Raw genomic sequence first — 24,013 nt, forward strand, 5'->3', positions numbered from 1 at the left:
GCCATGAACACGACCGGAACGCGGGCGCCGCGGCTGCCCTCCGCGGTACTGCGCGCGCTGCGCTGCTCGGTGTGCGGGGAACGACTTTCCCCGGGTGAGCGCGCGGTGCGCTGCCCGAACCGGCACTCCTTCGACCTGGCAAAGCAGGGTTACGTGAACCTGCTGCACGCCAAGGTGGACGCGGGCACGGCGGACACCGCGGAGATGGTCGCCGCGCGCACGGAGTTCCTCGCCGCGGGGCACTACGCCCGGCTGGCCGAAGTGCTCGCCGGCCGGGCCGCGGACCTGCTCGGGGGCGGCCTCGTGCTGGACGCGGGCGGGGGCACCGGCTACTACCTCGCACGGGTGCTGGACGCGGTGCCGGCGGCGACCGGCCTTGCCCTTGACGTCTCGGCGGCCGCGCTGCGCAGGGCGGCACGGGCGCATCCGCGCGCGGGCGCCGCCGTGTGGAACCTGTGGCAGGAGTGGCCGCTCGGCACGGGGGTCGCCGACCTCCTGCTGAACGTGTTCGCGCCGCGCAACGCCGCCGAGTTCCACCGGGTGCTGCGGCCGGGCGGCGCGCTGCTGGTGGTCTCCCCCGGGCCGGACCACCTTGCGGAGCTCGCCGGGCGGCTCGGGCTGCTCGCCGTGGACGAGGACAAGCGGGAACGGCTGGACACCGCACTGGCGGAGTACTTCACGCCAGCCGAGCGGACCAGCTGCGGCGGCGGGGTGTTGCTCGATCCCGCGGACGCCCGGCGGGCGGTGCTGATGGGGCCCAACGCGCACCACCTGCACCGGGACGGGCTCGCCGACCGGCTGGGCGCGCTCACCGAGCCGATCGAGGTCACCACCGCCTTCGAGGTGTCCACCTACCTGCCGAGGACCCGCTGACCGAAGGGCGAGGTACCCGCCCGGCTGAGCTACCGTGCGGGGTGGGACTGCGAGGATGCGGCGGGCGGCCACGCCTGCCGGGACGAAAGGTAGGTAGGGCCATCAGCCCGGAGGAGGTTTACCGGCGGATCGCGGCCCGGATGCCGCAGCACACCGGCAGTGTGGCGGGCCGGCCGCTGCGGGACGTGCCCGCGACCGTGCTCACCGACCCCGACTGGTTGCGCGAGGACGTGCGACTGGCCGCGCGGATGTACGGGCGGGCCGACGACCGGGTACTCGGTACGGTGCGCTGGTACTCGGCGTCCTCGGTGCTGGTCGCGCCCGCGCTGGAGTCGCTGGTGCTGGCCGGGACGGCGTTGCACCCGGGGCTCGAGCGGACCACCTTCCACCTGCACCCGGACGGCCGGTTCGGCGGGGCCTCCGCGACCGGGGTGCTCGGCGCGGACCTCACCGAGCTGGGCGCTGCTCTCGCCGGGACCATCGAGCCCGTCGTGCGGGCGATTGCCGCGCTGACCGGTGCCGCCACCCCCGCGTTGTGGGCCATCGCAGCCGACTCGATCGGCAACCGGCTGCTGTGGGCAGGCGGTGCGGCGGGGGACCCGGAGCTGGGGACCCGGTTCGCCGCGCCGCTGGCGTCCGCGATCGGGCACCGGATCCCGTCGCCGCGGTACCTCGAGGTGGGCGGCAGCCGGGTGCTGCGCCGCAGCTCCTGCTGCCTGATCTACGAGGCCACCGGCGGCGAGAAGTGCACGAGCTGCCCGCGCCAGCGTCCCGCCGAGCGCGCCCGCCGCCTGCACGAACTCCTGGGCTGACCGCGGTGGCGGGGCGGAGGGTCACCCTGCTTCGTGGGCACGCCTGAGCTGGTCGCGGCCGCCTTCGGTGAGCAAGCCGAACAGGCGCAGTCGCGCCAGGCCCCCGTCCGGGTAGATGTCCAGCCGGACATGGGTGGCCTCCCGGGAATGCGGGATGGCGAAGCGGTGCCGGGTGTCCGGTTGCAGGCGGGTGCGGCCGAGCAGGTCGAACCAGGAGTCCGGGTCGGCGGGGTCCATCGATCCGTGCAGCGCCGCCCAGCCCGGCGCGTTGCCGCGCAGGTTGCTGGTGTCCAGCTCGGCGAAGCGCACCAGTCCCGCTCCGGCGAGCCGCACGACGGCCCAGTCGTTGCCCTCGTCCCGCCTTCGCGCGGTCTCCCAGCCTTCGGCCTGGTGCGCGGCGAGGCCGGGCGCGAGCATGTTGTCCGGGGCGGAGTAGAACATGTCGCTGCACCCGACGATCCGGCCGCCGTTCTCCAGTGCCGCCAGGTCCAGCGCGTCCGGGTCGAGCAGCCCGGGGTCGGGCACCGGCGTACCGTGCACCCGCAGCCGGGCGACGCCGCCGTCCGGGTGCATGGTCAGCCGCACGTGGGTGTAGCGGCGCCCCGCGGTGACCGCGAGGACGTTCTCGGTGTGCCCGGACACCGGGGCCCGGTCCACCAGGGTTTCCCACCCGGTGAGTTCCCCCGCGTCCGGGTAGCCCTCGACGGCGCAGGCCTCCACCGAGACGAACGGCGGGTAGTTGCCCTTGAAGTACGCGGTATCCACCACCACGCCCGCGATCACCCCGGGCAGCCCGAGCCGCAGCACGGCCCGGTCCTCGCCACCGTCCCGGCGGCGCCGGGTCTCCCAGCCGTCGTAGACCTGGCCCCTGGGCCCGAAGGTCTCCGGCTGGTGCCGCGGGGTCCACGGGTTGACCAGGTTCTCCTTCTCCGCGAACAGCTCGTCGCTCGCCCACATCACGGTGCCGCCGAACCGCCGCGAGGCCAGATCCGGTTCCCGTGTCCACTCCGGACGTTCGCTCATTCGCACCCTCTCTAGTGTTTCGTGCGCCGCAGCAGGTCGCCGTGCGGCTGTTCCCCGGTGACCTCGACCCCGCGCAGCCAGGTTCCGCGGACCACACCGGACAGCGGCCTGCCGTGGTAGGCGCTCACCGGGTTGCGGTGGTGCAGCGTGGTGGCGTCCACCAGGAACGCCTCGTCCGGCGCGAACACGCACAGGTCCGCGTCGAGCCCTGGCGCGATCCGGCCCTTGTGCCGCAGGCCGACCTGCCGTGCTGGCCCCTCGGCCATCCAGCGCACCACGTCGGGGAGGCCGAAACCGCGCTGCCGTGCCTGGGTCCACACCGCGGGCAGGCCGAGTTGCAGGCTCGCGATGCCGCCCCAGGCTTTCCCGAAGTCGCCGGTGGCGAAGCACTTGAGCTCCGCGGTGCACGGTGAGTGGTCGCTGACCACGCTGTCGATCACGCCGCCGGCCAGTGCGCGCCACAGCAGCTCCCGGTTGGCCGCCTCCCGGATCGGCGGGCAGCACTTGAACTGGGTGGCCCCGTCCGGGATCTCCTCGGCTGTGAAGCTCAGGTAGTGCGGGCAGGTCTCCACGGTCAGCGGCGCCCCGGCCCGCCGTGCCTCGGCGATCGTGCCGAGCGCGCCCGCGGAGGCCAGGTGCAGGATGTGCGTCCTGGCGCCGGTCGACGCGGCCAGCTCGACCACCCGCGCGATCGCCCTGTCCTCGGCCGCGGCCGGGCGGGACCGCAGGAAGTCGGCGTAGCGGTCGCCCTGCGCGGCCGGCGCCTGCTCGATCTCGCCGTGGTCCTCGGCATGCACCAGCAGCGGCGTCTCCAGCTCGGCGGCGATCCGGAAGGCCTCCGCCAGCCCAGCGCCGTCCAGCGGAGGGAACTCCTCGACCCCGGAGTCCACGGTGAAGCATTTGACACCGAACACCCCCGCCTCGTGCAGCCCGGCGAGCTGGTCCAGCTTGCCGGGAATCGCACCGCCCCAGAAGCCGACGTCCACGTACACCGCACCGTCCGCCGCCGCCCGCTTCGTGCCGAGCGAGGCGGGGTCCACGGTCGGCGGCAGGCTGTTCAGCGGCATGTCGATGATGGTGGTGATGCCGCCCGCGGCCGCGGCCCTCGTCGCCGTCGCGAAACCCTCCCACTCCTGCCTACCGGGGTCGTTGACGTGCACGTGGGTGTCCACCAGCCCGGGAAGCAGGACCGCGTCGCGGCCGAGCTCGACGACGCGGCCACCGGAGAGGTCCGCGTCGAACGGTTCCACGGCCACGATCCGACCACCCGCCACACCAACCGTGCAGGCGATCTCACCTTCCGCGGTCACCGCTCGACGCGCGTGGAAGACCAAATCAAGTTCCGTCACACGATCTACTCAATCATGTGACCGGATCGAACTCGACCACGTTGTCCAAAGCCGTTCCCATCGCCGCGTTGGCCTCGCGCTCGATCATGACCTCCACCAGCACCGGGCGGCTGGTCCGCTCGGCCTCCTTGCGGGCCCATTCCAGCGAGGGCCGGATCTCGCCCGCCTCCAGCACCCGGGTCCCCGAGCAGCCGTAGGCCTGCATGATCTTGACGTTGTCCGTGCCGTAGCTGTCGTAGTGGATGTCCACCTGGTAGTTCATCCCGTACCCCAGCTCGGCCTGCCGGATCAGGCCGAGGTACTCGTTGTTCAGCATGACCAGCACGAACGGCACGTCGTACTGCGCGGCCACCGCGAGCTCCTCCACCAGGAACTGGAAGGAGTAGTCGCCGACCACGCCGACCACCTCGGCGTCCGGGCGGGCCTTCTTCACCCCGATCGCCGCCGGGATCTCCCAGCCGAGTGGGCCCGCCTGCCCGCACACCTGGTAGTGCCGCGGCTTGTGCGCGCGCTGGAACTGTCCGGACCAGATCTGGTACAGCCCGATCGCGGTGACGAAGTAGGTGTCCTCGCCATAGGTGTCGTTGATCTCGGCGAACACTCGCGGTGCCTTGATCGGGGCCTCGTCGAAGTCCGCCCTGCGGGGCAGTTCCCGTTTCAACGCGGTCAGCCGGTGCACCCAGGCCCGCCCCGCACGCGGCGCGCCGCGACGCCGCGCCGCGGCGAGCAGCTCGGCAAGGAACGCCCCGGTGTCGGAGACGATGCCGAGATCCGGCCCGAAGACCCTGCCGATCTGGGTCGGCTCGATGTCCACGTGGATGAACGTGCGCTCGCCCCGGTAGACCTCCAGCGTCCCGGTGTGCCGGTCGCCGAACCGGGCACCCAGCGCCAGCACCAGATCGGACTCGAGGAAGGCGGCGTTGGCCCAGCGCTGGGAGGTCTGGATCCCGGCCATCCCGGCGAACAGCTCATGGTCCTCGGGGAAGGTGCCCTTGCCCATCAGGGTCACCCCCACCGGGATGCCGAGCCGCTCGGCCACCGCGCGCAGCCGCTCGCTCGCCTCGCCGAGCACCACGCCGCCGCCGGCGAGGATCAACGGCCGCTGCGCCGCGAGCAGCAGGTCCAGAGCGCGTTCCACCCTCGCCGGTTGCGGGAGCACGGCTGCCACCGGCAGCGGGGCGTCGATGCTGGAGTCCCACTCGATGTCCTGCCGCTGCACATCCAGCGGGAGGTCGATGAGGACCGGCCCTGGGCGGCCGGAGCGGGCGATCCGGAACGCCTCGCGGAAGATCCAGGGCGCCTGTGCCGCCTCCCTCACCTGGACCGCCCATTTGGTCACCGGCTTGGCGATCTCGACGATGTCCACCGCCTGGAAGGCCTCCTGATGGAGCTTTGTCGACACGGCTTGGCCGGTGATGCACAGGATCGGGATGGAGTCCGCCTGCGCGGTGTACAGCCCGGTGATCATGTTCGTGCCCGCGGGTCCCGAGGTGCCGATGGCCACGCCCACGTTTCCCGTGGTGCGCGCCCAGCCGTCGGCCATGTGCGTGGCACCTTCCTCGTGCCGCACCACCAGATGCTCGACCCCGCTGCCCTGGAGCGCCTGGTAGAGCGGGAGTATGGCGGCGCCGGGACACCCGAAAGCGGTGTCCACCCCCTCGCTGGCGAGCACGTCGACAACGGCCTGCATGGCCGGAACTCTCGGCATGGTCTCTCCCGCTTATCGGCCGGAAAGCTGCTCGGTGACGGTGAGCAGCGCGGAGTGGTCCAGTGAGCCGTTGCCCATCGCCCGTGCCGCCGCGACGAGTTGGGCGACCAGGCCGGTCAGCGGCAGGGACACCTCGGCCTGGCGCGCGGCGGCCAGTGCGATGCCCATGTCCTTGTGGTGCAGGTCGATCCGGAATCCCGGCTCGAACCGGCGGGCCACCATCGACTCGCGTTTCAGCTCCAGGATCCGGCTGCCCGCCAGACCGCCCGCCAGCACGTCCAGGCCGGTGGCCGCGTCCACCCCGGAGGCCTCGAGCAGCACGATCGCCTCGCCGACCAGACCGTAGGTCCCGCCGACCACGAGCTGGTTCGCGGCCTTGACCACCTGGCCCGCACCATGTGGTCCGACGTGCGCGACGGTCGTGCCGAGCGAGTCGAACAGCGGCTTCGCCGCGGCGAAGTCTCCCCCCTCGCCACCGACCATGATGGACAGTGCGGCCTGCTTCGCCCCGGCCTCGCCGCCGGAGACCGGCGCGTCCAGCACCCGCACGCCCCGCTCGGCTCCGACCTTCGCCAGCTCCACCGAGGTCTCCGGCCGGATCGTGCTCATGTCGATCAGCAGGGTGTCCGGTTTGGCGACCTCCAGCACCCCGCCCGCGCCGAGCGCGACCTGCTCGACCTGCGGGTGGTTGGGCAGCATGGTGATCACCACATCGGCGCCGGCCACGGTGTCGGCCACGCTGCCCGCGACGCGCCCGCCCACGGAACGCAGCTTGTCCACCGCCTCCGTACTGAGGTCGTAGCCGGCGACCACGTGCCCGGCCGCGGCGAGGTGACCGGCCATCGGGCCGCCCATGATGCCGAGCCCGATGAATCCCACGTTCGTCATCACAGTCCCCTTCTTTCGTGCGAAAGCCATCCGAACGACTCCGAGCTGGGTCCGCTCGGCTTGTACTCCAGGCCGACGAATCCCCGGTATCCGGCGGCCTCCAGCGCGGCGAGGTGGCGGTGGATGTCCAGCGATCCGGTGCCCGGCTCGTTGCGCCCGGGTGCGTCGGCGATCTGCACATGGCCGATGCGCGAGCCGTGCTCGGCGGCCAGCGCGTCCAGGTCGTCGGAGTTGACGGCGAGGTGGTAGAGGTCGGCGAGCAGGAACACGTTGTCCCGGCCCGCCTTGTCCACGACCGCCAGCGCGTCGGCCACGGTGCGCAGCGGGTACCGGGGCGCCCCGGACAGCGGTTCCAGCACCACCCGCGCGCCGATCCGCGCCGCCGCGGTCGCCGCGAGGTCGAGGTTCGCCAGCGCCAGATCGTCCTGTGTGGATGGTGTTGTTCCCTCGATCCGGTTGCCGTACAGCGCGTTGAAGCACCGGCAGCCCAACTGCTCGCCGAGCCCGATCGCGATGTCCACGCTGTCGGCGAACTCGGATTCCCTGCCGGCCCAGGACAGCAGCCCGCGATCACCGCCGGCCATATCTCCGGCGAAGAAGTTCAACCCGACCAGCGTGACTCCGGCGTCATTGGCCGCGCGGGCGAACTCGGTGACCTCCCTGTCGCCGGGAGCCGCGCGCGTGAACGGCCACCAGAACTCGACCGCGTCGAAGCCCAGCGCCCTGGCCGCCGCGGGCCTGCGCAGCAGGGGTAACTCGGTGAACAGGACCGACAGGTTCACGTCGTAGCGCAGGTCGTGACCCGGTTCGCTCATCCGGCACCTCGCAGTCATTTCGTAATACGAAAACTTGATTTCACATGACGACAGTAGCGCTGTGGCTGAGGTCTCGTCAACGGGATACCGTTCCCGCGTGGAGCTGGAAGTCGAGTTCACGAGCGAGCCGTTCCGCGGCGAGGGCGAGCCGCCGGACCACGCGGTACGTGCCGAGCGGGCGGCGACCCTGGCCGGGCTGACCACGGATTTCGGGCCGCTCGGCACGGCCGCGCGCGGCGAGCGGGAGGCCGTGCTGGACGCCCTGCCCGCGATCGCGCGGGCGGCGCTGGACGGGGGCGCCACCCGGCTGACCCTGCGCCTGCGCCGGGAGGGCGAGGGATCCCCGACCGCGACGGAGCCCGCCAGCGTGCTCGACCGGTTCGTGCACGAGGTCGAGGCCGAGCTGGGCAGCCCGCTGGCCGAGCTGGACCGGGCGGGCAAGCAGCGGGCGGTCCGGTTACTGGACGAGCGCGGGGCGTTCCAGCTACGCAAATCCGTGGCCGCGGTCGCGGAGTCGCTCGGCGTCACCCGGTTCACCGTGTACAACTACCTGAACCGGGAGGACCCCTGAGCCACACAAGATCGTTTTCAACAAAGTGTTGACGACCGCCCGAGCCGGTCGTACTGTTCTCGAAAACCAGAATTTCGTTTCCGCGATATAGAAAACTGGTTGTCGCGATGTCATCTTCTTCGCAGGCGAACCCGCTGGGGCTGGCCGAGTTCAACACCGCCGATCCGGAGCGACTGCGGCCACTGCTCACCGAATGCCTTGCGGTGCGGCGCTGGGTGGATGCGGTACTGGCCGGGCGGCCCTACCCCGACCACCGGGCGTTGCTGGACGCGGCGGACGCCGCGGCGCCCCTGCTGCCGGACGAGATCCGCGGCGCGATGAAGGCGCACCCGCGGATCGGTGCGCGGGTGCGCACCGCGAGCTGGTCGGCCGCCGAGCAGTCCGGTGTGGATGACGAGACCGCGGAGTCGTTCCGTGCCGCCAACCTCGAGTACGAGCGCAGGTTCGGCCACGTGTACCTGGTGTGCGCGAGCGGCCGGGACGGCGCCGAGTTGCTCGCCGACCTGCGGGCGCGACTGGCCAACGAGCCCGGTACCGAGCTGGCGGTCGCCGGCAGGGAGCTGATCGAGATCGCACGGCTGCGCTTGGGAAAGGCGGTACGCCCGATGAGTGAAGGAGCCGAGGCATGAGTCGCGAAGGCGACGACGAGCGAGCATCGCAGGTCCGGCCCACGGGCCGAGGAGCGCAGCGAGGAGAAGTCGAGCCATGAGTCTCGTGACCACCCACGTACTGGACACCGCGGCCGGGCGACCGGCCGCCGGGGTGCCGGTCCGGCTGGAGTCCCGCGGCGAGGACTGGGAGACCCTCGCCTCCGCCCGCACCGACGAGGACGGCCGCGCCCGCGAACTCGGCCCTGACCACCTACCGGAAGGCGTGTACCGGCTGGTCTTCGACACCGCCGCCTATCACGGCGAGCGGGCCTTCTTCCCGGAGGTCACGGTGTGCTTCCGGATCACCGACGGGCAGGCGCACCACCACGTGCCGATCCTGCTCAGCCCGTTCGCCTTCTCCACCTACCGAGGGAGCTGACCGTGGGCATCACCCTGGGACCCAACCAGTACGGCAAGGCCGAGGTCCGGCTGGTCACCGTGCGCAGGGACGGGCCGACGCACCACCTCAAGGACCTCACGGTGTCCACCGCGCTACGCGGCGACCTCGCGGCGACACACCTTTCCGGGGACAACTCCGCGGTCGTCGCCACGGACACGCAGAAGAACACCGTGTACGCCTTCGCCAAGGAGGAACCGGTCGGCGAGATCGAGGACTTCGCGCTGCGGCTGGGCCGGCACTTCGTGGCCGATTTCGAGCACATCACCGGCGCGCGGATACTGATCGAGGAACACGGCTGGGACCGGATCGAGGCCGGCGGTAGCCCGCAGGACCACGCCTTCTCCCGCGCCGGTTCGGAGCGGCGCACCACCGCGGTGACCGTGCGGGACGGTGACGCCTGGGTGGTCTCCGGCCTGACCGACCTGGTGGTGCTGAAGTCCACCGGCTCGGAGTTCCACGGTTTCCCGCGGGACCGCTACACCACCCTCGCCGAGACCACGGACCGCGTCCTGGCCACCGCAGTCACCGCCCGCTGGCGCCACACCGGGCTGGGCGTGGACTGGGGCGCGAGCTTCCCGGAGATCCGCCGCATCCTGCTGGAGACCTTCGCCACCCAGCACAGCCTCTCCCTGCAGCAAACGTTGTACGCGATGGGCGAGGCGGTGCTGCGCGAGCGGGCGGAGGTCGCCGAGGTGCGCCTCTCGCTCCCGAACAAGCACCACTTCCTGGTCGACCTTTCCCCTTTCGGCCTCACCAACGACAACGAGGTCTTCCACGCCGCCGACCGGCCGTACGGCTTGATCGAGGGCAGCGTCCTGCGCGAGGGCGCGCCGGACCCCGGCCCCGCCTGGCACACCGACGCCTTCTGACCGTCCGCCAACAGCCAACTCGGTTACCTGAGCAGCAAACACGGTTACCTGAGCGGCCAACACGCCGCGTCCAGCGTGTTGGCCCTCCACGTAGGCGAGTTTGCCGCCTGCGTTGGCGAGTTTGCCGCCTGCGTTGGCGAGTTTGCCGCCTGCGTTGGCGAGTTTGCTGTTCCCGTACCGAAACTGGGGAGGCTGCCATGGCCACCACCGCGGAACCGGCCATACATCCGGTCGACGCGAAGCCGCCCGCCGGGCAGTTACTGCTCGGCGGGGTACAGCATGTCGCGGCGATGTACGCGGGGGTGGTCGCTCCCCCCTTGATCATCGGCGCGGCGGTGGGGCTGGACGCGGGTCAGCTCAGCCTGCTGATCAGCGCGAGCCTGTTCACCGCGGGCCTGGCCACGCTGCTGCAGACGCTGGGGGTGTGGCGGTTCGGCGCGCGGTTGCCGCTGGTGAACGGCGTGACTTTCGCGACGGTGGCGCCGGTGCTGGCGATCGTGGAGCAGCACGGGACCGGCGGATCGCTCGGCGTGGTCTACGGTGCCACGCTGGTCGGCGGCGCGCTGGTGGTACTGGCCGCGCCGTTCTTCTCCCGGCTCACCCGGTTCTTCCCGCCGCTGGTCACCGGCACGGTGATCACCTTGATCGGGGTGTCGCTGCTGCCGGTCGCGGTCGGCTGGATCGCCGACCAGCGGGACACGGTGCGGCCCACCGGGCTGCTGCTGGCCGGGTTCACCCTGCTCGCGGTGCTGGCGCTCAACCGCTTCCTCGCCGGGTTCCTCAGCCGGATCGCGCTGCTGCTCGGACTGGTGGCCGGCACCCTGCTGGCCTGGCCACTCGGCGAGGTCGACCCGGGCGCGCTGGCCGAGGCCCCCGCCTTCGGCATCGCGAGCCCGTTCCACTTCGGCGCCCCGGAGTTCGAGATCGCGGCGATCGTCTCGATGGCCATCGTGATGCTGGTGGTGATGGCCGAGAGCACCGCCGACATGCTGGCGCTCGGCGAGATCGTGCGGCGGCCGACCGGGGAGAAGACCCTCGCCGACGGCCTGCGCGCCGACGGGTTCGCCACCGCGGCCGCCACCGTGTTCGGCGGCTTCGCCTGCACGGCCTTCGCGCAGAACGTCGGGCTGGTGGCGCTGACCAGGATGTACAGCCGGTACGTGGTGGCGACCAGCGGGGCGGTACTGGTGCTGCTGGGCATGTTCCCGGTGACCGGCGGGATCGTCGCGCTGGTGCCGCATCCGGTACTCGGCGGCGCCGGGCTGGTGCTGTTCGGGAGTGTGGCGGTGAGCGGGCTGCGAACCCTCGCCAAGGCGTCCTTCGATCGGCCGGCGAACATCACGATCGTCGCCGCCTCGCTGGGCATCGGCCTGATCCCGATAGCGGCGCCGGAGTTCTATGCGGACTTCCCCTCCGCGGTGCGGACCGTGCTGGACTCCGGGATCAGCGCGGGATGCGTCGCCGCGGTCGTGCTCAACCTGCTGTTCGGCGAGCGCGCTACCGCGGAACGAACTCCCTGAGCAACTCGGTGAGCAGCTCCGGCTGGTCCTCCGGGACGAGGGTGTAGCTGCCGTCGACCTCCACGATCGACGCGTTCGGGAACAGGGTGTCCAGCCGGTGCCCGTGCTCCAGCGGCATCAGCTTGTCCTCGGTGGCCCACACGATCAGCACCGGGCGGTCGAAGGAACGCATCCGCCACGCCCAGTCCAGCAGTGTTTCCCTCGGCGGCACCGACAGCGCGTACTTGGCGAGGTCCCTGCGGATCTCCGCGTTGGTGGCCGCGGGACGGAACCAGCCGCGGATCACCTCGTCCGGCACCGGCCGTTTGGACATCCAACCCCACGCACCGGGCGCTCGCCGCAGCGGCGGAAGGTGCAGCAACGCCTTCATCAGCAGGGCCGTACCGCCCGGCACCCTGAGCACCAGGTCGAGCACGCGGCCGGGCAGCCCCGGCGGGTAGTTGTCGAAGGCCTCGCAGGCGGTGAGCACCACCCGGGCGATCCGCTCGGTGCGCCCCTCGGCGAGCAGGATCTGCGCGCCGCCCCAGTCGTTCAGCACCAGGGTCACCTCGTGCAGATCCAGCCGCTCCAGGAACTCCTCGACCAGCAGCGCCATCCCGCGCAGGGACAGGTCGGCCTCCGGTTTCATCGGCGTACGGTGCGCCCCGAGCGGCAGGGTCGGCGTGACGCACCGGTAGTCCGCGCGCAGGCCGGACACCACGTTGCGCCAGACCGAGCCGTTGATCGTGACGCCGTGCAGCAGAAGCAGCACCGGACCGTCACCACCGGTGTCCTGATACTCGATCGGACCCGCGGACAGCTCGACCTCGGCCATGCCGGCCAGGCTACCGCCCGCCGCTTTCCTTCGCCGCCAGGTAAGCACGCCAGTCGCCGTACTCGGTGATGTCCACCAGCTCCGGGCTGTCCACATACGACGCGCGCAGCACCGTCGCCAGGCAGGCCGCGCCGTCGGTGAGCTCGATCACCCCGAGTTCCAGCTCGGCGGGCTCGGCGGGCATGAGGTGATCCCGCAGCACGGTCAGCGGGAGGTCGTACACCTCGCCGAGCACGCTGCCACCGCCCGGGCCGACCTCGTACATCGCCGGGAAACGGTCGCCGACCGAGAAGTAGCGATACTTCGGCGCGCTGCTGGCCGTGCACAGCAGCGGCGTGTCCCGCAACTGGTGGTGCAGCGGGCCGCCGCGCATCCCGCCGCCGTTGAGGAACATCAGTGCCATCGACCGCCTCCGTTCAGCTCACTGCCGCCATGATCCCTTCCACCGCGAAGTATGCGAAGAACACCGCGGCCAGCGTGCCGAGCAGCCAGCCGACCTCGCCGATCCGCCGCTTGGCCACCTTGATCAGCACGTAGGACACCAGCCCGGCACCGATCCCGTTGGTGATGGAGTAGGTGAACGGGATCAGGGCGATGGTGAGGAACACCGGGATCGCGAAGTCCACGTCCTGCCACGGCACCTTGGCGCACTGCGCCATCATCATGCCGCCGATCACCACCAGCGCGGGCGCGGCGGCCTGCGCGGGCACCACGGCGGCGATCGGGGTGAGGAACAGGGTGGCGGTGAACAGCGCCCCGGTCACCACGCTGGCCAGCCCGGTCCGCGCGCCCTCGCCCACCCCTGCCGCCGACTCCAGGAACACGGTGTTCGGCGAGGCGCCGGTGAACCCGCCCGCCAGCGCGCCCACGCCGTCCACGCACAGGATCCGGCCCATGCCCTCGACCCGACCGTCCCGGACCAGCCCGGCCTCCTGGGAGACGCTGGTAATCGTGCCCATCGCGTCGAAGAACCCGGACAGCACCAGGGTGAACAGGAACACCGTCGCGGTGACCGCGCCGGCCGAGGCGAAACCGCCGAACAGGTCCACGCTGCCGAGCAGGCCGAAGTCCGGTGTGGACACGAGGTGGTCCGGGACCGCGGGTTCCACCAGCCCCCAGCCGTCCACGGCGAAGCTCTCGTTCACCACCACGGCCAGCACGGTGGCTACCGTGATGCTGATCAGGACCGCCCCGGGTATCCGCCTGCTGACCAGCACGATCATCAGCAGCAGCCCGGCACAGAACACGGCGATCGGCCAGCCGGCGAGATGGCCGTCGGTGCCCATCCGGACCGGGACCGTGGAAGCGGCCGCGTCCGGGGTCCTGGTGACGAATCCGGCGCTGACCAGCCCGACCAGCGCGATGTAGAGCCCGATGCCGACGGTGATCGCGGTCTTCAGCGGCATCGGGATGGCGTTGATGATCCGTTCCCGGACCCCGGAGACCGCCATCAGCACGATGCACACGCCCTCCAGCACGACCAAGCCGAATGCCTGCCCCCAGGTCATCTCCGGCGCCAGTTGGAAGGCGACCAGGCCGTTCACGCCCAAGCCCGCGGCCAGCGCGAGCGGCGCGTTACCGACCAGTCCCATCAGGACGGTGGTCACCCCGGCGGCGAGCGCGGTGGCCGTGGTGACCTGCTCCGTGGTCAGCCGCGCTCCGGTGATGTCGGTGGACGCGCCGAGTACGAGCGGGTTGAGCAGCACGATGTAGCACATCGCGACGAACGTGGTGATCCCGCCGCGTACCTCGCGACCGAGTGTGCTCCCCCTGGTAGTGATCTTGAAGAACCGGTCGACCGGCGGCACCCTCGGCGGGTCCGGTGGATGCGGCCGGTCCGTCCGCAACTGGGTCATCCTCGACCTCCTCGGCCGCGTACGGATACGGCAAACACACGCGCGCGAAGCGCAAACTCGCCTACGTGGATGGCAAACTCGACCGCGTGAACGGCAAACTCGGCTACGTGGATGGCAAACACGGCGCGGCCGGCGTGTTGGCCGCTCAGGTAGGCGAGTTTGCTGCTCGCGTAGGCGAGTTTGCTGGTTCAGTACGCCACGGTGTCCGGGTTGGCCTGCCAGGCTTCGAAGGGTTCGGTGGGGCGCGCGCTGGCGAGTTGCGCCACGGTGAGCGGCCAGGTTTCCCGTGGGGTGCTGAACAGGTCGTAGAACTCGCGGTCGTCGAAACCGGCCGCCGCGGCGTCGTGCCGGTCGGCGGCGTAGAGCACCCGGTCCACCCTGGCCCACAGGGCTGCGGAAAGGCACAGCGGGCAGGGTTCGCAGGAGGACACCAGCACGCAGCCGGTGAGCTGGAAGTCGCCGAGCGCGACGCAGGCCGCGCGGATAGCCACCACCTCGGCGTGCGCCGTGGGATCCAGTGCGGGCGTGACCTGGTTGGTCCCGGTGGCCAGCACGGCCCCGTCCCGGACGACCAGTGCCCCGAACGGGCCGCCGCCCTCGGCCACGTTGGCGGTGGCGATCCGGACGGCCTCGGCCAGCCACTCCTGCTCAGCGGAACCTACTGTGGACACATTTCCACCCATGACTCTCCGTTCGAGACGCGGCGAGCTAGTCGCCGATGATGTGCTCCGGCCGGACCGGCACGCGCTCCAGCGCCTTGCCGGTGGCGAACCGGATCGCCGCGACGATCGCGGGGGTGGAGGAGATCGTCGGTGGTTCACCGACCCCGCGCAGCCCGTATGGGGCGTGCGGGTCGGCCAGCTCGAGCACGTCGATGTCCATCGGTGGCATGTCGAGCACGGTCGGGATGAGGTAGTCGGTGAAGGACGGGTTGCGGATCCGGCCGCCGTCGGTCTGGATCTCCTCCATCACCGCGAGGCCGAGCCCCTGCGCGGAACCGCCCTGGATCTGGCCGAGCACGGCCTGCGGGTTCATCGCCTTGCCCACGTCCTGGGCGCAGTCCAGTGCGACCACCTTGATCAGGCCCAACTCGGTGTCCACGTCCACCACGGCCCGGTGCGCGGCGAAACCGTACTGCACGTGGGCGTTGCCCGCGCCGGTCTCCGGGTCGAGCGCCTCGGTGGGCCGGTGCCGCCACTCCACCGTCTCGTCCAGCACCTTGTCCCCGAGCTCGTCCGGGGACAGCGACCCGAGAGCCGCGCGCACGGCCTGGCAGGCGGCGCGCACCGCGCCCCCGGTGACATAGGTCTGCCGGGAAGCCGAGGTCGAGCCCGCGTTGCCGATCGAGGTGTCCATCGGCTGCACGGTCACCCGCCGCACGCCCAACTCGGTGCGCACGATCTGCTGCAGTACGGTCACCAGGCCCTGCCCGACCTCGCAGGCGGCGGTCTGCACGGTGGCGGCGGGTTCGCCGCCGAGCACCTCCAGCCGAACCCGCGCGGTCGAGTAGTCGTCGAATCCCTCGGAGAAGCAGATGTTCTTGATGCCCACCGCGTAGCCGACGCCGCGCACCACTCCCTCGCCGTGCGTGGTGTTGGACACCCCGCCCGGCATCCGGCGCAGGTCCAGCTCGGCGGGCGGTTCGGCGGGCATGGGCTTGTCCCGCACCCGCCGCAACAGCTCGGCGACCGGGGCGGCCGAGTCGACCACCTGGCCGGTGGGCATCACCGTGCCCTGGCTCATCGCGTTGCGCAGCCGGACCTCAACCGGGTCCAGCCCGCAGGCAGCGGCCAGCCTGTCCATCTGCGACTCGTACGCGAAGGCAGCCTGCACCGCGCCGAACCCGCGCATCGCGCCGCACGGCGGGTTGTTCGTGTAGGCACCCCAGCTGTCCAGCACCACGTTCGGCGCCTCGTACGGGCCGACACCGAGGGTGGCGGCATTGGCCACCACTGCCGGGGTGGACGAGGCATAGGCACCACCGTCCAGGAAGATCCGCGCCCGCACGTAGACCAGTCGGCCCCGCGCGTCCGCCCCGTGCTCGTAGTGCAGGGTCGCCGGGTGCCGGTGCACATGGCCGTAGAAGGACTCCGCGCGGTTGTAGACCATCTTCACCGGCTTGCCGGTGTGCAGCGCGAGCAGGCAGGCGTGCACCTGGATGGAAAGGTCCTCCCTGCCGCCGAAGGCGCCGCCCACCCCACCGAGGGTGAGCCGCACCTTGTCCTCCGGCAGGCCGAGGGCGGCGACGACCTGCCGCTGGTCGACATGCAGCCACTGGGTGGCGACGTAGAGGTCCACCCCGCCGTCCTCGGCGGGGATCGCCAGCCCCGACTCGGGCCCGAGGAATGCCTGGTCCTGCATACCGATCCGGTATGTTCCACGAACCACCACCTCGGCACGCGCATCGGGATCCCCGCGCCGGATCGGCACGTGCCGCACCACGTTGCCCTCCGGGTGCAGCGCGGGCACGTTCCCGGTCACCGCCTGCTCGGCATCGGTCACCGGTTCCAGCTCGGTGTACTCGACCCGGATCCGGTTCATCGCCCTGCGCGCGGTCTCCGGATGGTCGGCGGCCACCAGTGCCACCGGCTCACCCTCGTAGCGCACCAGGTCCTCGGCCAGCACCGGCTGGTCCGGATGCTCGAGGCCGTAGCGGTTCACCCCCGGCACGTCGGCATGGGTGAGCACGGCATACACGCCCGGCGTGGCCAGCGCCTCGCCGAGGTCGATGCCCTCGATCCGGGCGTAGGGATGCGGGCTGCGCAGGGTGGCGCCCCAGAGCATGTCCTCGTGCCACAGGTCGGAGGAGTAGGCGAACTCGCCGCGCACCTTGACCACACCGTCCGGCCGTTGCGCGTCGCTGCCGACTCCCTGCGCCGAACCGGTACGGGTGTCCGTGCTGCTCGTCATGGCGCCTCCGTCAGCTTCGCGCTCGCGGCCCGCAGTTCCGCGGCAAGTGCGGGCTCGTCGGCGGTGCGCAGCTCGCCGCGGTCCACCACGGTCTCCCCGCCGACCAGGAGCAGCTCCACCGGCGGGGTGGCGCCGAGGACGAGCGCGGCGACCGGGTCCTCGATCCCGGCATGCGCGAGACCGTCCAGCCGCCACACGGTGAGGTCGGCGAGCTTGCCCGGCTCCAGCGAGCCGAGCTCGTGTTCCCTGCCGAGGCAGCGCGCGCCGCCCATGGTGCCGAGGTGCAGTGCCTCGCGGACGGCCAGTGCGCGCGGCCCACCCCGCTGGCGGGCCTGCAGCAGGGCCTGGTGCAGTTCCTCGCCGAGCCCGCCGGACTCGTTGGAGGCTGCGCCGTCGACCCCGAGGCCGACCGGGACGCCCGCGTCCAGCAGCTCCCGCACCGGCGCGATCCCGGTGCCGAGCCTGCCGTTGGATGTCGGGCAGTGCGCGGAGCCGGTGCCGGTGACGCCGAGCCTGCGCACCGCGCCGGAGTCCAGGTGCACGGTGTGCGCGAGCCAGACGTCCGCGCCGAGCCAGCCGAGGTCCTCGGCGTACTCGGCGGGGGTTCGCCCGGTCTCGGCGACGCACTGGCGTTGCTCGTCCAGGGTCTCGGCGAGGTGAGTGTGCAACCGGACCCCCTTGCGGCGGGCCAGCTCCGCCGCGCCGAGCATCAGTTTCTCGGTCACCGTGAACGGCGAGCACGGCCCGGCTGCGATCCGGACCCGCGCGTCCGGGGTGGGGTCGTGGTAGGTGTCGATGGCGTGCTCGGTGCCGAGCAACGCGGTCTCGGTGTCCTCGACCAGCCGATCGGGCGGCAGGCCGCCAGCCGACTCGCCCCGGTCCATCGAGCCACGCACCAGGTGGGTGCGCAGGCCGATCCGGTGGGTGGCCGACACCAGGGCCGCGAGCTGGTCCCCGCCGTCACGGGGGAACACATAGTGGTGGTCGGCCACCGTGGTACAGCCGGTGCGGGCGAGCCTGGCCAGACCGGCGCCCGCCGCCGCGTGGGTGATCTCGGCGTCCAGCCCCGCCCACACCGGGTACAGCTCCCCCAGCCACTCGAACAGCGTGCCGTCCGCGGCCATCCCGCGGGTGGCCCACTGGTACAGGTGGTGATGGGTGTTCACCAGCCCCGGGGTGACCAGGCAACCGCGCGCGTCGATCCGGGTGTCGGCGGGCAGCTCGGCTCGTCCCTCGCCCACCGCGGCGATCCGGGAACCCTCGACAAGCACGTACCCCGAGCGATACTCGGTGCCCGCGGAGTCCACAGTGGAGATAGCGGCATTCTCGATCAACGTTCTCATGCCTACTTCTCCCTGGTGGCGGCGAGCCGGACGGCCTCGAGGATCTTCTCGTACCCGGTGCAGCGGCACAGGTTTCCGGCCAGTGCCTCCCGGGCCTCCTCCTCCGCGGGGTCGGGCACCCTGTCCAGCAGGTCGTGCGCGGCGACCACGAGGCCGGGCGTGCAGAAACCGCACTGCACCGCGCCGGCATCCACAAAGGACTGCTGCACCCGGTCGAGTCGCTCGCCATCGGCCAACCCCTCGACCGTGCGCACCCGCCTACCCTCGGCCTGCCCGGCGGCGACCAGGCAGGAGCAGACCACGGTGTCGTCGAGATACACCGTGCAGGAACCGCATTCGCCCTGCTCGCAGGCGTTCTTCGAGCCGGGAAGGCCGAGCCGCTCGCGCAACACGAACAGCAGGCTCTCGCCCTCCCACACATCATCGGCCCGCAGCGTCTCGCCGTTCACGGTCAACGTCACGCGCATGTGGGCTCACCCTTTCCCCGGTACTCCTGCCACGCCCAGGTCAGCGCCCGCCTGGCCAGCACGGTGAGCGCGTGCCTGCGGTAGGACGCGCTGCCGCGGACGTCGTCGATGGGATCGGCCGCGGTGGCGACCAGTTCGCCGAAGTGCCGGCACACCTCGTCCCGCGGCGGACCGTGCACGGGTACCTCGGCGAGGAAGTCCTCGGCGGCACGCGCCCGGCGCGGGGTCGGCCCCGCCGAGCCGACAGCGGCACGGACCGTGCCGCCAGGATCCAGCGCGAGGGCGAAGGAGCACACCGCGATCACCATGGCGTTGCGGGTGCCGATCTTGGCGAACTGCTGCGGCCCCTCGGCGACCGGAACGTGCACCGCACTGATCAGCTCGTCCGGTTCCAGCGCGTTGCGCTTCACCCCGAGGTAGAACTCTCCGGCGGGAATGCGCCGGGTCCCGCGTACCGAGGCCGCCTCGACCTCGGCGCCGGTGACCAGCAGCACGGGGTGGGTGTCCCCGGCGGGGGAGGCGGCACCGAGGTTTCCCGCGACCGTGCCCCGGTTGCGGATCTGCGGGGAACCGACGGTTCGGGAGGCCATGGCGAGCGCGGGCAACGACCCGCCGAGCTCGGTGATCACCCGGCTGTAGGGGACGGTGGCGCCGAGCCGGACGGCACCCTCCGTGCGATCCCACCGGGTGAGTTCGGCGACGCCGGTGAGGTCCAGCAGCACCTCGGGCCTGCGGTGGTCGAAGTTCAGCTCGACCATCACGTCGGTACCACCCGCGATCGGCACCGCATCCGGCCGGTCGGCCTTCATCGCCAGCGCGTCGGACAGCGTGGCGGGGCGGAGGAAGTCCACGTGCTCGCCTCCTTGAGGCAGGGTTCACACAGTGCTTGTCTGCAAACGCGCGACACGATCGGCTCGGCGGGACTCAGGCTCTGCTCGCCATCATCACCTCCACAGGTCATGCGCCCCGCCTCCCCGCTCGTGGGTTCCGCCGCGCGCGTTCCCCACCTCACCACCGCAGGTCCCGGCGCTTCTCGGACGCTCTGTCAAGTACACACACCGCCCCGGTTACCCGGCAACGGCGGCGACATACGAAACCTGCCCAGCGAACACCGCGGGTTTTGTGCTTTCCTACAAATGCCATGACGCCTGTGCGAACACTGCTCGAGATCCCCGAGCTCCGGCTGCGGCTGCGTACCGGGGCCGGGCTGCTGGACCGCGAGGTCAGCCGGATCTACGGCACCGAACTGCCGGACCCGAGCCGCTACCTCTCCGCGGGCGAACTGGTGCTGACCGGGTTGTTGTGGTGGCGCGGCCCAGGGGACGCCGAGCCGTTCGTGGCCGCGCTGAGCGCCGCGGGCTCGGCGGCGCTGGCGGCGTCCGGGGCCGATTCCGGCGGGATCCCGGACGAGCTGGTCACCGCCTGCGCGCGACACCGGATCCCGTTGCTGGAGGTGCCCTTCGACCTGTCCTTCGCGGTGGTGACCGAGCGGGTGGTGCTGGCGCTGGCCGCCGAGCGGGACGAGGTGTCCGGCGCCCGCAAGCGTTTGCGCTCGGCGGCGGCGGAGCACGACTCGCTGCCCGCGCTGCTGCGGCACGGGGCGGGCGAGCTGGGCGTGCCCTGCTGGGTGGTCTCCGGCACCGGCAGGGTGGTCGCGGGCAGTGGCCCCGAGCTCGACCAGCCGGTGCCGCTGGCGCGGCGGTTCCTCGCCGGCGACGGCAGGGTCGCCGTGCCCGGCTCGTACACCCTGCTTCCGGCCGGCGGCCGGGCGCTGGTGCCGTGGCTGCTGGTGGTCGGTGACCCGCATGCCGGGTCCTCGGCGCTGGCCGAGGAGCTGGCCGGCCTGGTGGAGCTGGATCGCGCGCGGACCGAGCAGGTACGGAGGGTCGCCGACCGGGTGGCGGCCCCGCTGCTGCGTGGGCTCGGCGGGGCGACACTGACCGAGAACGAGCTGAGCAACGGGCTGTCCACGGCCGGGCTGCCCACGGACGCGCCGCTGCGGGTGCTGCTGGCCAGGACCGCGGGTACCCGGCTGAGCGTGGAGCTGCTGACCGAGTTGCTCGCCGCCTACCCCGGCAGGTGCCTGGTCGGTGAGATCGGGTCGGATGCCTGCGCGCTGGTCGAGTCGCGGGGCTGGCCCGAGGGGTGGGCCGCCGACATGGCGGCGGCCCTGTCCACAGTGGAGTCCGCGTTGCCCGCCGGCCGGGTGCTGATCGGGGCGGGCGGGCCCGGTACGGCCGCGGGGCTGCGCGGCGCCACCCAGGAGGCCCGGCACGCACTCGGGATGGCCGAGCGCGGGCCGGGCCGGATCGCGGTGGTGTCCGGGGAGCAGGTCGGCGCGCACCGGCTGCTGCTGGCGGGCGCGCCGGACGAGCTGCGGTCCTCCCTGCGCGCACGGATCCTCGGGCCACTACTGGACTACGACCGGGCGCATCACGGTGATCTCGTGCACACCGTGCGGGTGTTCCTGGAGTGCTCCGGCTCGCCCGCGGCGGCGGCGAAGGCCTTGCACGTCCACGTGAACACCCTGCGCTACCGCATCGCCAGGGCAGGTGAACTCCTCGGCCTCGACCTCACCGACTTCCCCACCCAGGTCGACGTCTACCTGGCTCTCCGCTCCGCGGGCTCCTGACCGCTACCGGATGCGTTCGTAGGCGGGGAGGGTGAGGAAGTCGGCGAAGTCCTCGGCGAGGGCGACCTGCTCGAACAACTCGACGGCGGGTTCGAGGAGCTCGGCCGGAATCTGCCCTGCCAGGTCCTTGTGCGCCTCGTCCAGCACGGAACGCACGAGTTCCGCGGTGACCTGCTGGCCGCCGTCCAGCGTGATGCCGTTGCGCACCCACTGCCACACCTGCGAGCGCGAGATCTCCGCGGTGGCGGCGTCCTCCATCAGGTTGTGGATGGCCGCGGCGCCGTTCCCGCCGAGCCAGGAGGCGAGGTAACGCACGCCGACATCCACCGCGCCGCGCAGCCCGGCCATGGTGGCACTGCCCTCGGTGGCCGCGACGTCGAGCAACTCGTCCTCGGTCACCCGGACCTCGTCCCTGGTGCGGTCGAGCTGGTTCGGCTTGTCGCCGAGCACCTTGTCGAACTCCTCGCGGCACAGGTCGACCATGCCGGGGTGGGCAACCCAGGAGCCGTCGAAGCCGTCGCCGGCCTCCCGCGCCTTGTCGTCGCGCACCTTGGTCGTGGCCTTTTCGGTGACCTCGGGATCCTTGCGGTTCGGGATGAACGCGGCCATCCCGCCGATCGCGAACGCGCCGCGCTTGTGACAGGTACGTACCAGCAGCTCGGTGTAGGCCCGCATGAACGGCGCGGTCATGGTGACGCTGTTGCGGTCCGGCAGCACGAACGCACGCCCCGCGTCCCGGAAGTACTTGATCACGCTGAACAGGTAGTCCCACCGGCCGGCGTTCAGCCCGGAGGCGTGCTCGCGCAGCTCGTAGAGGATCTCCTCCATCTCGAAGGCCGCCGGGATGGTCTCGATCAGCACGGTGGCGCGGATCGTGCCGTGCTCGATACCCAGTTCCGCCTCCGCGAAGCTGAACACCTCGTTCCACAGCCGCGCCTCGAGGTGACTCTCCATCTTCGGCAGGTAGAAGTACGGACCCGAGTCGTTGCTCAGCAGCGCCCGCACGTTGTGGAAGAAGTACAGCCCGAAGTCCACCAGCGCGCCGACGGCCTTCCGGTCGCCGATCTTCAGGTTGCGCTCGTCCAGGTGCCAGCCACGCGGCCGCATCACGATGGTCGGGCGCTGGACGTCGTCGCGCAGCGCGTAGTGCTTGCCCTCCGGAGTGGTCAGCTCCACCGTGCCGCGCACCGCGTCATGCAGGTTGACCTGGCCGGAGACCACGTTGTCCCAGTGCGGGGTGTTGGCGTCCTCGAGGTCGGCGAGCCACACCTTCGCGCCGGAGTTCAGCGCGTTCACGGTCATCTTGCGGTCGGTGGGACCGGTGATCTCCACCCGGCGGTCACGCAGCGCGGCCGGCGCCTCGGCCACCCGCCACTCCGACTCGCGCACCTCGCGGGTCTCCGGCAGGAAGTCCAGCCTGCCGGTGCGCGCCGCCTCCTCCCGGCGCCCGGTCCGTGCCCGCAGTAACTCGTCCCGCCGGCCGGCGAACCGGTCGTGCAGGTCACCGAGGAACCGCAGGGCCTCCGGCGTGAGGATCTCTTCGCCGCGCTCGACCGAGCCGCCGAGCACCTGGACCTCAGACATGCCAACACCTCACTGTGGCTTTCAGGAAGACGTCTGTACGTTTTACATATCGGACTATAGTTTCTGCATAGCGGAAGCTCAACGCGCGGGGTGGGTGGTGTCCCTCATGGGCCGCTCCGGACGAGAGGATGTGCACGTGGCGAACGTGAAAGGCAGTCGTGACAGTAGTAGCGGGGTGCAGTCGCTGCAGCGCGCGTTCGAGCTACTCGAGCACCTCGCCGACACCGGCGGCGAGGCCAGCCTCTCCGAGCTCGCAGCCTCCTCCGGGCTGCCGATGCCGACCATCCACCGGCTCATCCGCACCCTGGTCGCGCTCGGGTACGTGCGGCAGAACCTGAACCGCCGGTACGCGCTGGGCGCCAGGCTGATCCGGCTCGGGGAGAACGCCAGCCTGCAGTTCGGCACCTGGGCCCGCCCGCTGCTGAGCGAGCTGGTCGACGCCGTGGGCGAGACGGCGAACCTGGCCGTACTGGAGCGGGACGAGGTGGTCTACGTCGCGCAGGTCCCCTCCCGGCACTCCATGCGGATGTTCACCGAGGTCGGCCGCAGGCTGCTGCCGCACGGGACCGGGGTCGGCAAGGCGATGCTCGCCCAGCTACCCCCCGAGGAGGCGCGTGCGCTGCTCGGCCGCACCGGCATGCCCGCCTACACCGAGCACACGCACACCGAGGTGAACCCCTTCCTCACCCACCTGGCGGACATCGCCGAGCAGGGCTACGCGCTGGACGAGAGCGAGCAGGAGCTCGGGGTGCGGTGCATCGCGGTGTCCGTGGACGGTGCGCCGACCCCGGCGGCGGTCTCGGTTTCGGGCCCGGAAGGCAGGCTGACCAAGGAGGCGGTGTCCCGGATCGCACCCGTGGTGCAGCGCATCGCGACCGCCCTCTCCGAGCAACTCGCCACCCACGACCTCACGGCGTGACGTCCGAGAC

23 protein-coding genes are annotated in these 24,013 nt (G+C 71.6%); 9 read left to right on the plus strand and 14 right to left on the minus strand.

Features of this window, described 5'->3' with window-relative positions; genetic code table 11:
* Positions 1-3 precede the first annotated feature (3 nt).
* Together FB471_RS10210 and FB471_RS10215 are read left to right on the plus strand one after the other, a co-directional pair.
* Complete coding sequence (locus tag FB471_RS10210; RefSeq protein WP_141997226.1) at positions 4-873, plus strand: putative RNA methyltransferase; 870 nt, start codon at positions 4-6, stop codon at positions 871-873.
* 140 nt (positions 874-1,013) lie between these two features.
* Complete coding sequence (locus FB471_RS10215) at positions 1,014-1,685, plus strand: (2Fe-2S)-binding protein (RefSeq protein ID WP_141997228.1); 672 nt, start codon at positions 1,014-1,016, stop codon at positions 1,683-1,685.
* A 21-nt stretch (positions 1,686-1,706) separates the two neighbouring features.
* On the opposite strand, the gene alc is transcribed toward FB471_RS10215, so the two are convergent.
* The 5 genes from alc to FB471_RS10240 are packed head-to-tail and all read right to left on the minus strand — an operon-like array spanning position 1,707 to position 7,468.
* Entirely contained in the window at positions 1,707-2,708 is a 1,002-nt protein-coding gene (alc, locus tag FB471_RS10220) for an allantoicase (protein ID WP_141997230.1), read from the minus strand.
* An 11-nt stretch (positions 2,709-2,719) separates the two neighbouring features.
* Entirely contained in the window at positions 2,720-4,057 is a 1,338-nt protein-coding gene (allB, locus tag FB471_RS10225; protein WP_141997232.1) for an allantoinase AllB, read from the minus strand.
* A 13-nt stretch (positions 4,058-4,070) separates the two neighbouring features.
* Complete coding sequence (gene gcl / locus FB471_RS10230; protein WP_141997235.1) at positions 4,071-5,765, minus strand: glyoxylate carboligase; 1,695 nt, start codon at positions 5,763-5,765, stop codon at positions 4,071-4,073.
* Positions 5,766-5,777: 12 nt separating this feature from the next.
* Positions 5,778-6,653, minus strand: coding sequence for a 2-hydroxy-3-oxopropionate reductase (locus tag FB471_RS10235; RefSeq protein WP_141997237.1), 876 nt, complete (start codon positions 6,651-6,653; stop codon positions 5,778-5,780).
* Positions 6,653-7,468, minus strand: coding sequence for a hydroxypyruvate isomerase family protein (locus FB471_RS10240; RefSeq protein ID WP_141997238.1), 816 nt, complete (start codon positions 7,466-7,468; stop codon positions 6,653-6,655). Before FB471_RS10240 ends, FB471_RS10235 begins: the two co-directional genes overlap by 1 nt.
* A 97-nt stretch (positions 7,469-7,565) precedes the next feature.
* Between FB471_RS10240 and FB471_RS10245 the strand changes: the two genes are divergently transcribed.
* From FB471_RS10245 to FB471_RS10265, 5 genes are all read left to right on the plus strand, one after another.
* Positions 7,566-8,039: a helix-turn-helix domain-containing protein gene (locus FB471_RS10245; RefSeq protein ID WP_141997240.1), complete on the plus strand. Its 474-nt coding sequence runs from the start codon at positions 7,566-7,568 to the stop codon at positions 8,037-8,039.
* Between the two features lie 107 nt (positions 8,040-8,146).
* Complete coding sequence (locus tag FB471_RS10250; protein WP_246076334.1) at positions 8,147-8,668, plus strand: 2-oxo-4-hydroxy-4-carboxy-5-ureidoimidazoline decarboxylase; 522 nt, start codon at positions 8,147-8,149, stop codon at positions 8,666-8,668.
* Positions 8,669-8,744: 76 nt separating this feature from the next.
* The gene (uraH, locus tag FB471_RS10255) at positions 8,745-9,068 is read left to right on the plus strand and encodes a hydroxyisourate hydrolase (RefSeq protein ID WP_141997242.1); all 324 of its coding nucleotides are present in this window, start codon (positions 8,745-8,747) and stop codon (positions 9,066-9,068) included.
* Between the two features lie 2 nt (positions 9,069-9,070).
* Positions 9,071-9,958 (plus strand): factor-independent urate hydroxylase, encoded by an 888-nt coding sequence (gene pucL, locus FB471_RS10260; protein ID WP_141997244.1) that lies wholly within the window; start codon positions 9,071-9,073, stop codon positions 9,956-9,958.
* 197 nt (positions 9,959-10,155) lie between these two features.
* The gene (locus tag FB471_RS10265) at positions 10,156-11,478 is read left to right on the plus strand and encodes a nucleobase:cation symporter-2 family protein (protein WP_141997246.1); all 1,323 of its coding nucleotides are present in this window, start codon (positions 10,156-10,158) and stop codon (positions 11,476-11,478) included.
* Here the strand turns inward: FB471_RS10265 and FB471_RS10270 are convergent.
* The 8 genes from FB471_RS10270 to FB471_RS10305 form a co-directional block, all read right to left on the minus strand.
* Positions 11,456-12,292 carry an alpha/beta fold hydrolase gene (locus FB471_RS10270; protein WP_141997248.1) on the minus strand — a complete coding sequence of 279 codons (837 nt, stop codon included), beginning with the start codon at positions 12,290-12,292 and terminating at the stop codon, positions 11,456-11,458. The genes FB471_RS10265 and FB471_RS10270 overlap by 23 nt on opposite strands.
* A gap of 10 nt (positions 12,293-12,302) precedes the next feature.
* The gene (locus FB471_RS10275; RefSeq protein ID WP_141997250.1) at positions 12,303-12,695 is read right to left on the minus strand and encodes an allophanate hydrolase-related protein; all 393 of its coding nucleotides are present in this window, start codon (positions 12,693-12,695) and stop codon (positions 12,303-12,305) included.
* A gap of 13 nt (positions 12,696-12,708) precedes the next feature.
* The gene (locus FB471_RS10280) at positions 12,709-14,148 is read right to left on the minus strand and encodes an NCS2 family permease (protein ID WP_141997252.1); all 1,440 of its coding nucleotides are present in this window, start codon (positions 14,146-14,148) and stop codon (positions 12,709-12,711) included.
* Positions 14,149-14,336: 188 nt separating this feature from the next.
* Positions 14,337-14,831, minus strand: coding sequence for a nucleoside deaminase (locus FB471_RS10285; protein WP_141997254.1), 495 nt, complete (start codon positions 14,829-14,831; stop codon positions 14,337-14,339).
* 25 nt (positions 14,832-14,856) lie between these two features.
* Positions 14,857-17,058, minus strand: coding sequence for a molybdopterin cofactor-binding domain-containing protein (locus tag FB471_RS10290; RefSeq protein ID WP_141997256.1), 2,202 nt, complete (start codon positions 17,056-17,058; stop codon positions 14,857-14,859).
* Positions 17,055-18,401: an 8-oxoguanine deaminase gene (locus FB471_RS10295; RefSeq protein ID WP_141997258.1), complete on the minus strand. Its 1,347-nt coding sequence runs from the start codon at positions 18,399-18,401 to the stop codon at positions 17,055-17,057. Before FB471_RS10295 ends, FB471_RS10290 begins: the two co-directional genes overlap by 4 nt.
* Positions 18,402-18,403: 2 nt before the next feature.
* On the minus strand, positions 18,404-18,868 hold the full coding sequence (locus tag FB471_RS10300; RefSeq protein ID WP_141997260.1) for a (2Fe-2S)-binding protein: 465 nt from the start codon (positions 18,866-18,868) through the stop codon (positions 18,404-18,406).
* Positions 18,859-19,719, minus strand: coding sequence for an FAD binding domain-containing protein (locus tag FB471_RS10305; protein WP_141997262.1), 861 nt, complete (start codon positions 19,717-19,719; stop codon positions 18,859-18,861). The genes FB471_RS10300 and FB471_RS10305 overlap by 10 nt, the downstream gene beginning before the upstream one ends.
* A 290-nt stretch (positions 19,720-20,009) precedes the next feature.
* Between FB471_RS10305 and FB471_RS10310 the strand changes: the two genes are divergently transcribed.
* On the plus strand, positions 20,010-21,500 hold the full coding sequence (locus tag FB471_RS10310; protein ID WP_141997264.1) for a PucR family transcriptional regulator: 1,491 nt from the start codon (positions 20,010-20,012) through the stop codon (positions 21,498-21,500).
* Between the two features lie 3 nt (positions 21,501-21,503).
* Here FB471_RS10310 and aceB read toward each other — a convergent pair whose 3' ends face one another.
* The gene (aceB, locus tag FB471_RS10315; protein ID WP_141997266.1) at positions 21,504-23,084 is read right to left on the minus strand and encodes a malate synthase A; all 1,581 of its coding nucleotides are present in this window, start codon (positions 23,082-23,084) and stop codon (positions 21,504-21,506) included.
* A 106-nt stretch (positions 23,085-23,190) separates the two neighbouring features.
* On the opposite strand from aceB, the gene FB471_RS10320 reads away from it, so the two are divergent.
* On the plus strand, positions 23,191-24,003 hold the full coding sequence (locus tag FB471_RS10320; RefSeq protein WP_141997267.1) for an IclR family transcriptional regulator: 813 nt from the start codon (positions 23,191-23,193) through the stop codon (positions 24,001-24,003).
* Positions 24,004-24,013 lie beyond the last annotated feature (10 nt).

The sequence above is a fragment of the Amycolatopsis cihanbeyliensis genome, assembly GCF_006715045.1.
Taxonomy (GTDB): Bacteria; Actinomycetota; Actinomycetes; order Mycobacteriales; family Pseudonocardiaceae; genus Amycolatopsis; species Amycolatopsis cihanbeyliensis.

Excerpts from the sequence above, each read along its gene's own strand:
- FB471_RS10275 (WP_141997250.1), bottom strand. The coding sequence starts at position 12,695 with ATGGCACTGATGTTCCTCAACGGCGGCGGGATGCGCGGCGGCCCGCTG.
- FB471_RS10265 (WP_141997246.1), top strand. The coding sequence starts at position 10,156 with ATGGCCACCACCGCGGAACCGGCCATACATCCGGTCGACGCGAAGCCG.
- FB471_RS10300 (WP_141997260.1), bottom strand. The coding sequence starts at position 18,868 with ATGCGCGTGACGTTGACCGTGAACGGCGAGACGCTGCGGGCCGATGAT.
- aceB (WP_141997266.1), bottom strand. The coding sequence starts at position 23,084 with ATGTCTGAGGTCCAGGTGCTCGGCGGCTCGGTCGAGCGCGGCGAAGAG.
- FB471_RS10285 (WP_141997254.1), bottom strand. The coding sequence starts at position 14,831 with ATGGGTGGAAATGTGTCCACAGTAGGTTCCGCTGAGCAGGAGTGGCTG.
- FB471_RS10250 (WP_246076334.1), top strand. The coding sequence starts at position 8,147 with ATGTCATCTTCTTCGCAGGCGAACCCGCTGGGGCTGGCCGAGTTCAAC.
- gcl (WP_141997235.1), bottom strand. The coding sequence starts at position 5,765 with ATGCCGAGAGTTCCGGCCATGCAGGCCGTTGTCGACGTGCTCGCCAGC.
- FB471_RS10270 (WP_141997248.1), bottom strand. The coding sequence starts at position 12,292 with ATGGCCGAGGTCGAGCTGTCCGCGGGTCCGATCGAGTATCAGGACACC.
- FB471_RS10280 (WP_141997252.1), bottom strand. The coding sequence starts at position 14,148 with ATGACCCAGTTGCGGACGGACCGGCCGCATCCACCGGACCCGCCGAGG.
- FB471_RS10295 (WP_141997258.1), bottom strand. The coding sequence starts at position 18,401 with ATGAGAACGTTGATCGAGAATGCCGCTATCTCCACTGTGGACTCCGCG.
- FB471_RS10240 (WP_141997238.1), bottom strand. The coding sequence starts at position 7,468 with ATGAGCGAACCGGGTCACGACCTGCGCTACGACGTGAACCTGTCGGTC.
- FB471_RS10215 (WP_141997228.1), top strand. The coding sequence starts at position 1,014 with ATGCCGCAGCACACCGGCAGTGTGGCGGGCCGGCCGCTGCGGGACGTG.
- FB471_RS10290 (WP_141997256.1), bottom strand. The coding sequence starts at position 17,058 with ATGACGAGCAGCACGGACACCCGTACCGGTTCGGCGCAGGGAGTCGGC.
- FB471_RS10310 (WP_141997264.1), top strand. The coding sequence starts at position 20,010 with ATGACGCCTGTGCGAACACTGCTCGAGATCCCCGAGCTCCGGCTGCGG.
- alc (WP_141997230.1), bottom strand. The coding sequence starts at position 2,708 with ATGAGCGAACGTCCGGAGTGGACACGGGAACCGGATCTGGCCTCGCGG.
- uraH (WP_141997242.1), top strand. The coding sequence starts at position 8,745 with ATGAGTCTCGTGACCACCCACGTACTGGACACCGCGGCCGGGCGACCG.
- FB471_RS10235 (WP_141997237.1), bottom strand. The coding sequence starts at position 6,653 with ATGACGAACGTGGGATTCATCGGGCTCGGCATCATGGGCGGCCCGATG.
- FB471_RS10320 (WP_141997267.1), top strand. The coding sequence starts at position 23,191 with ATGGGCCGCTCCGGACGAGAGGATGTGCACGTGGCGAACGTGAAAGGC.
- FB471_RS10210 (WP_141997226.1), top strand. The coding sequence starts at position 4 with ATGAACACGACCGGAACGCGGGCGCCGCGGCTGCCCTCCGCGGTACTG.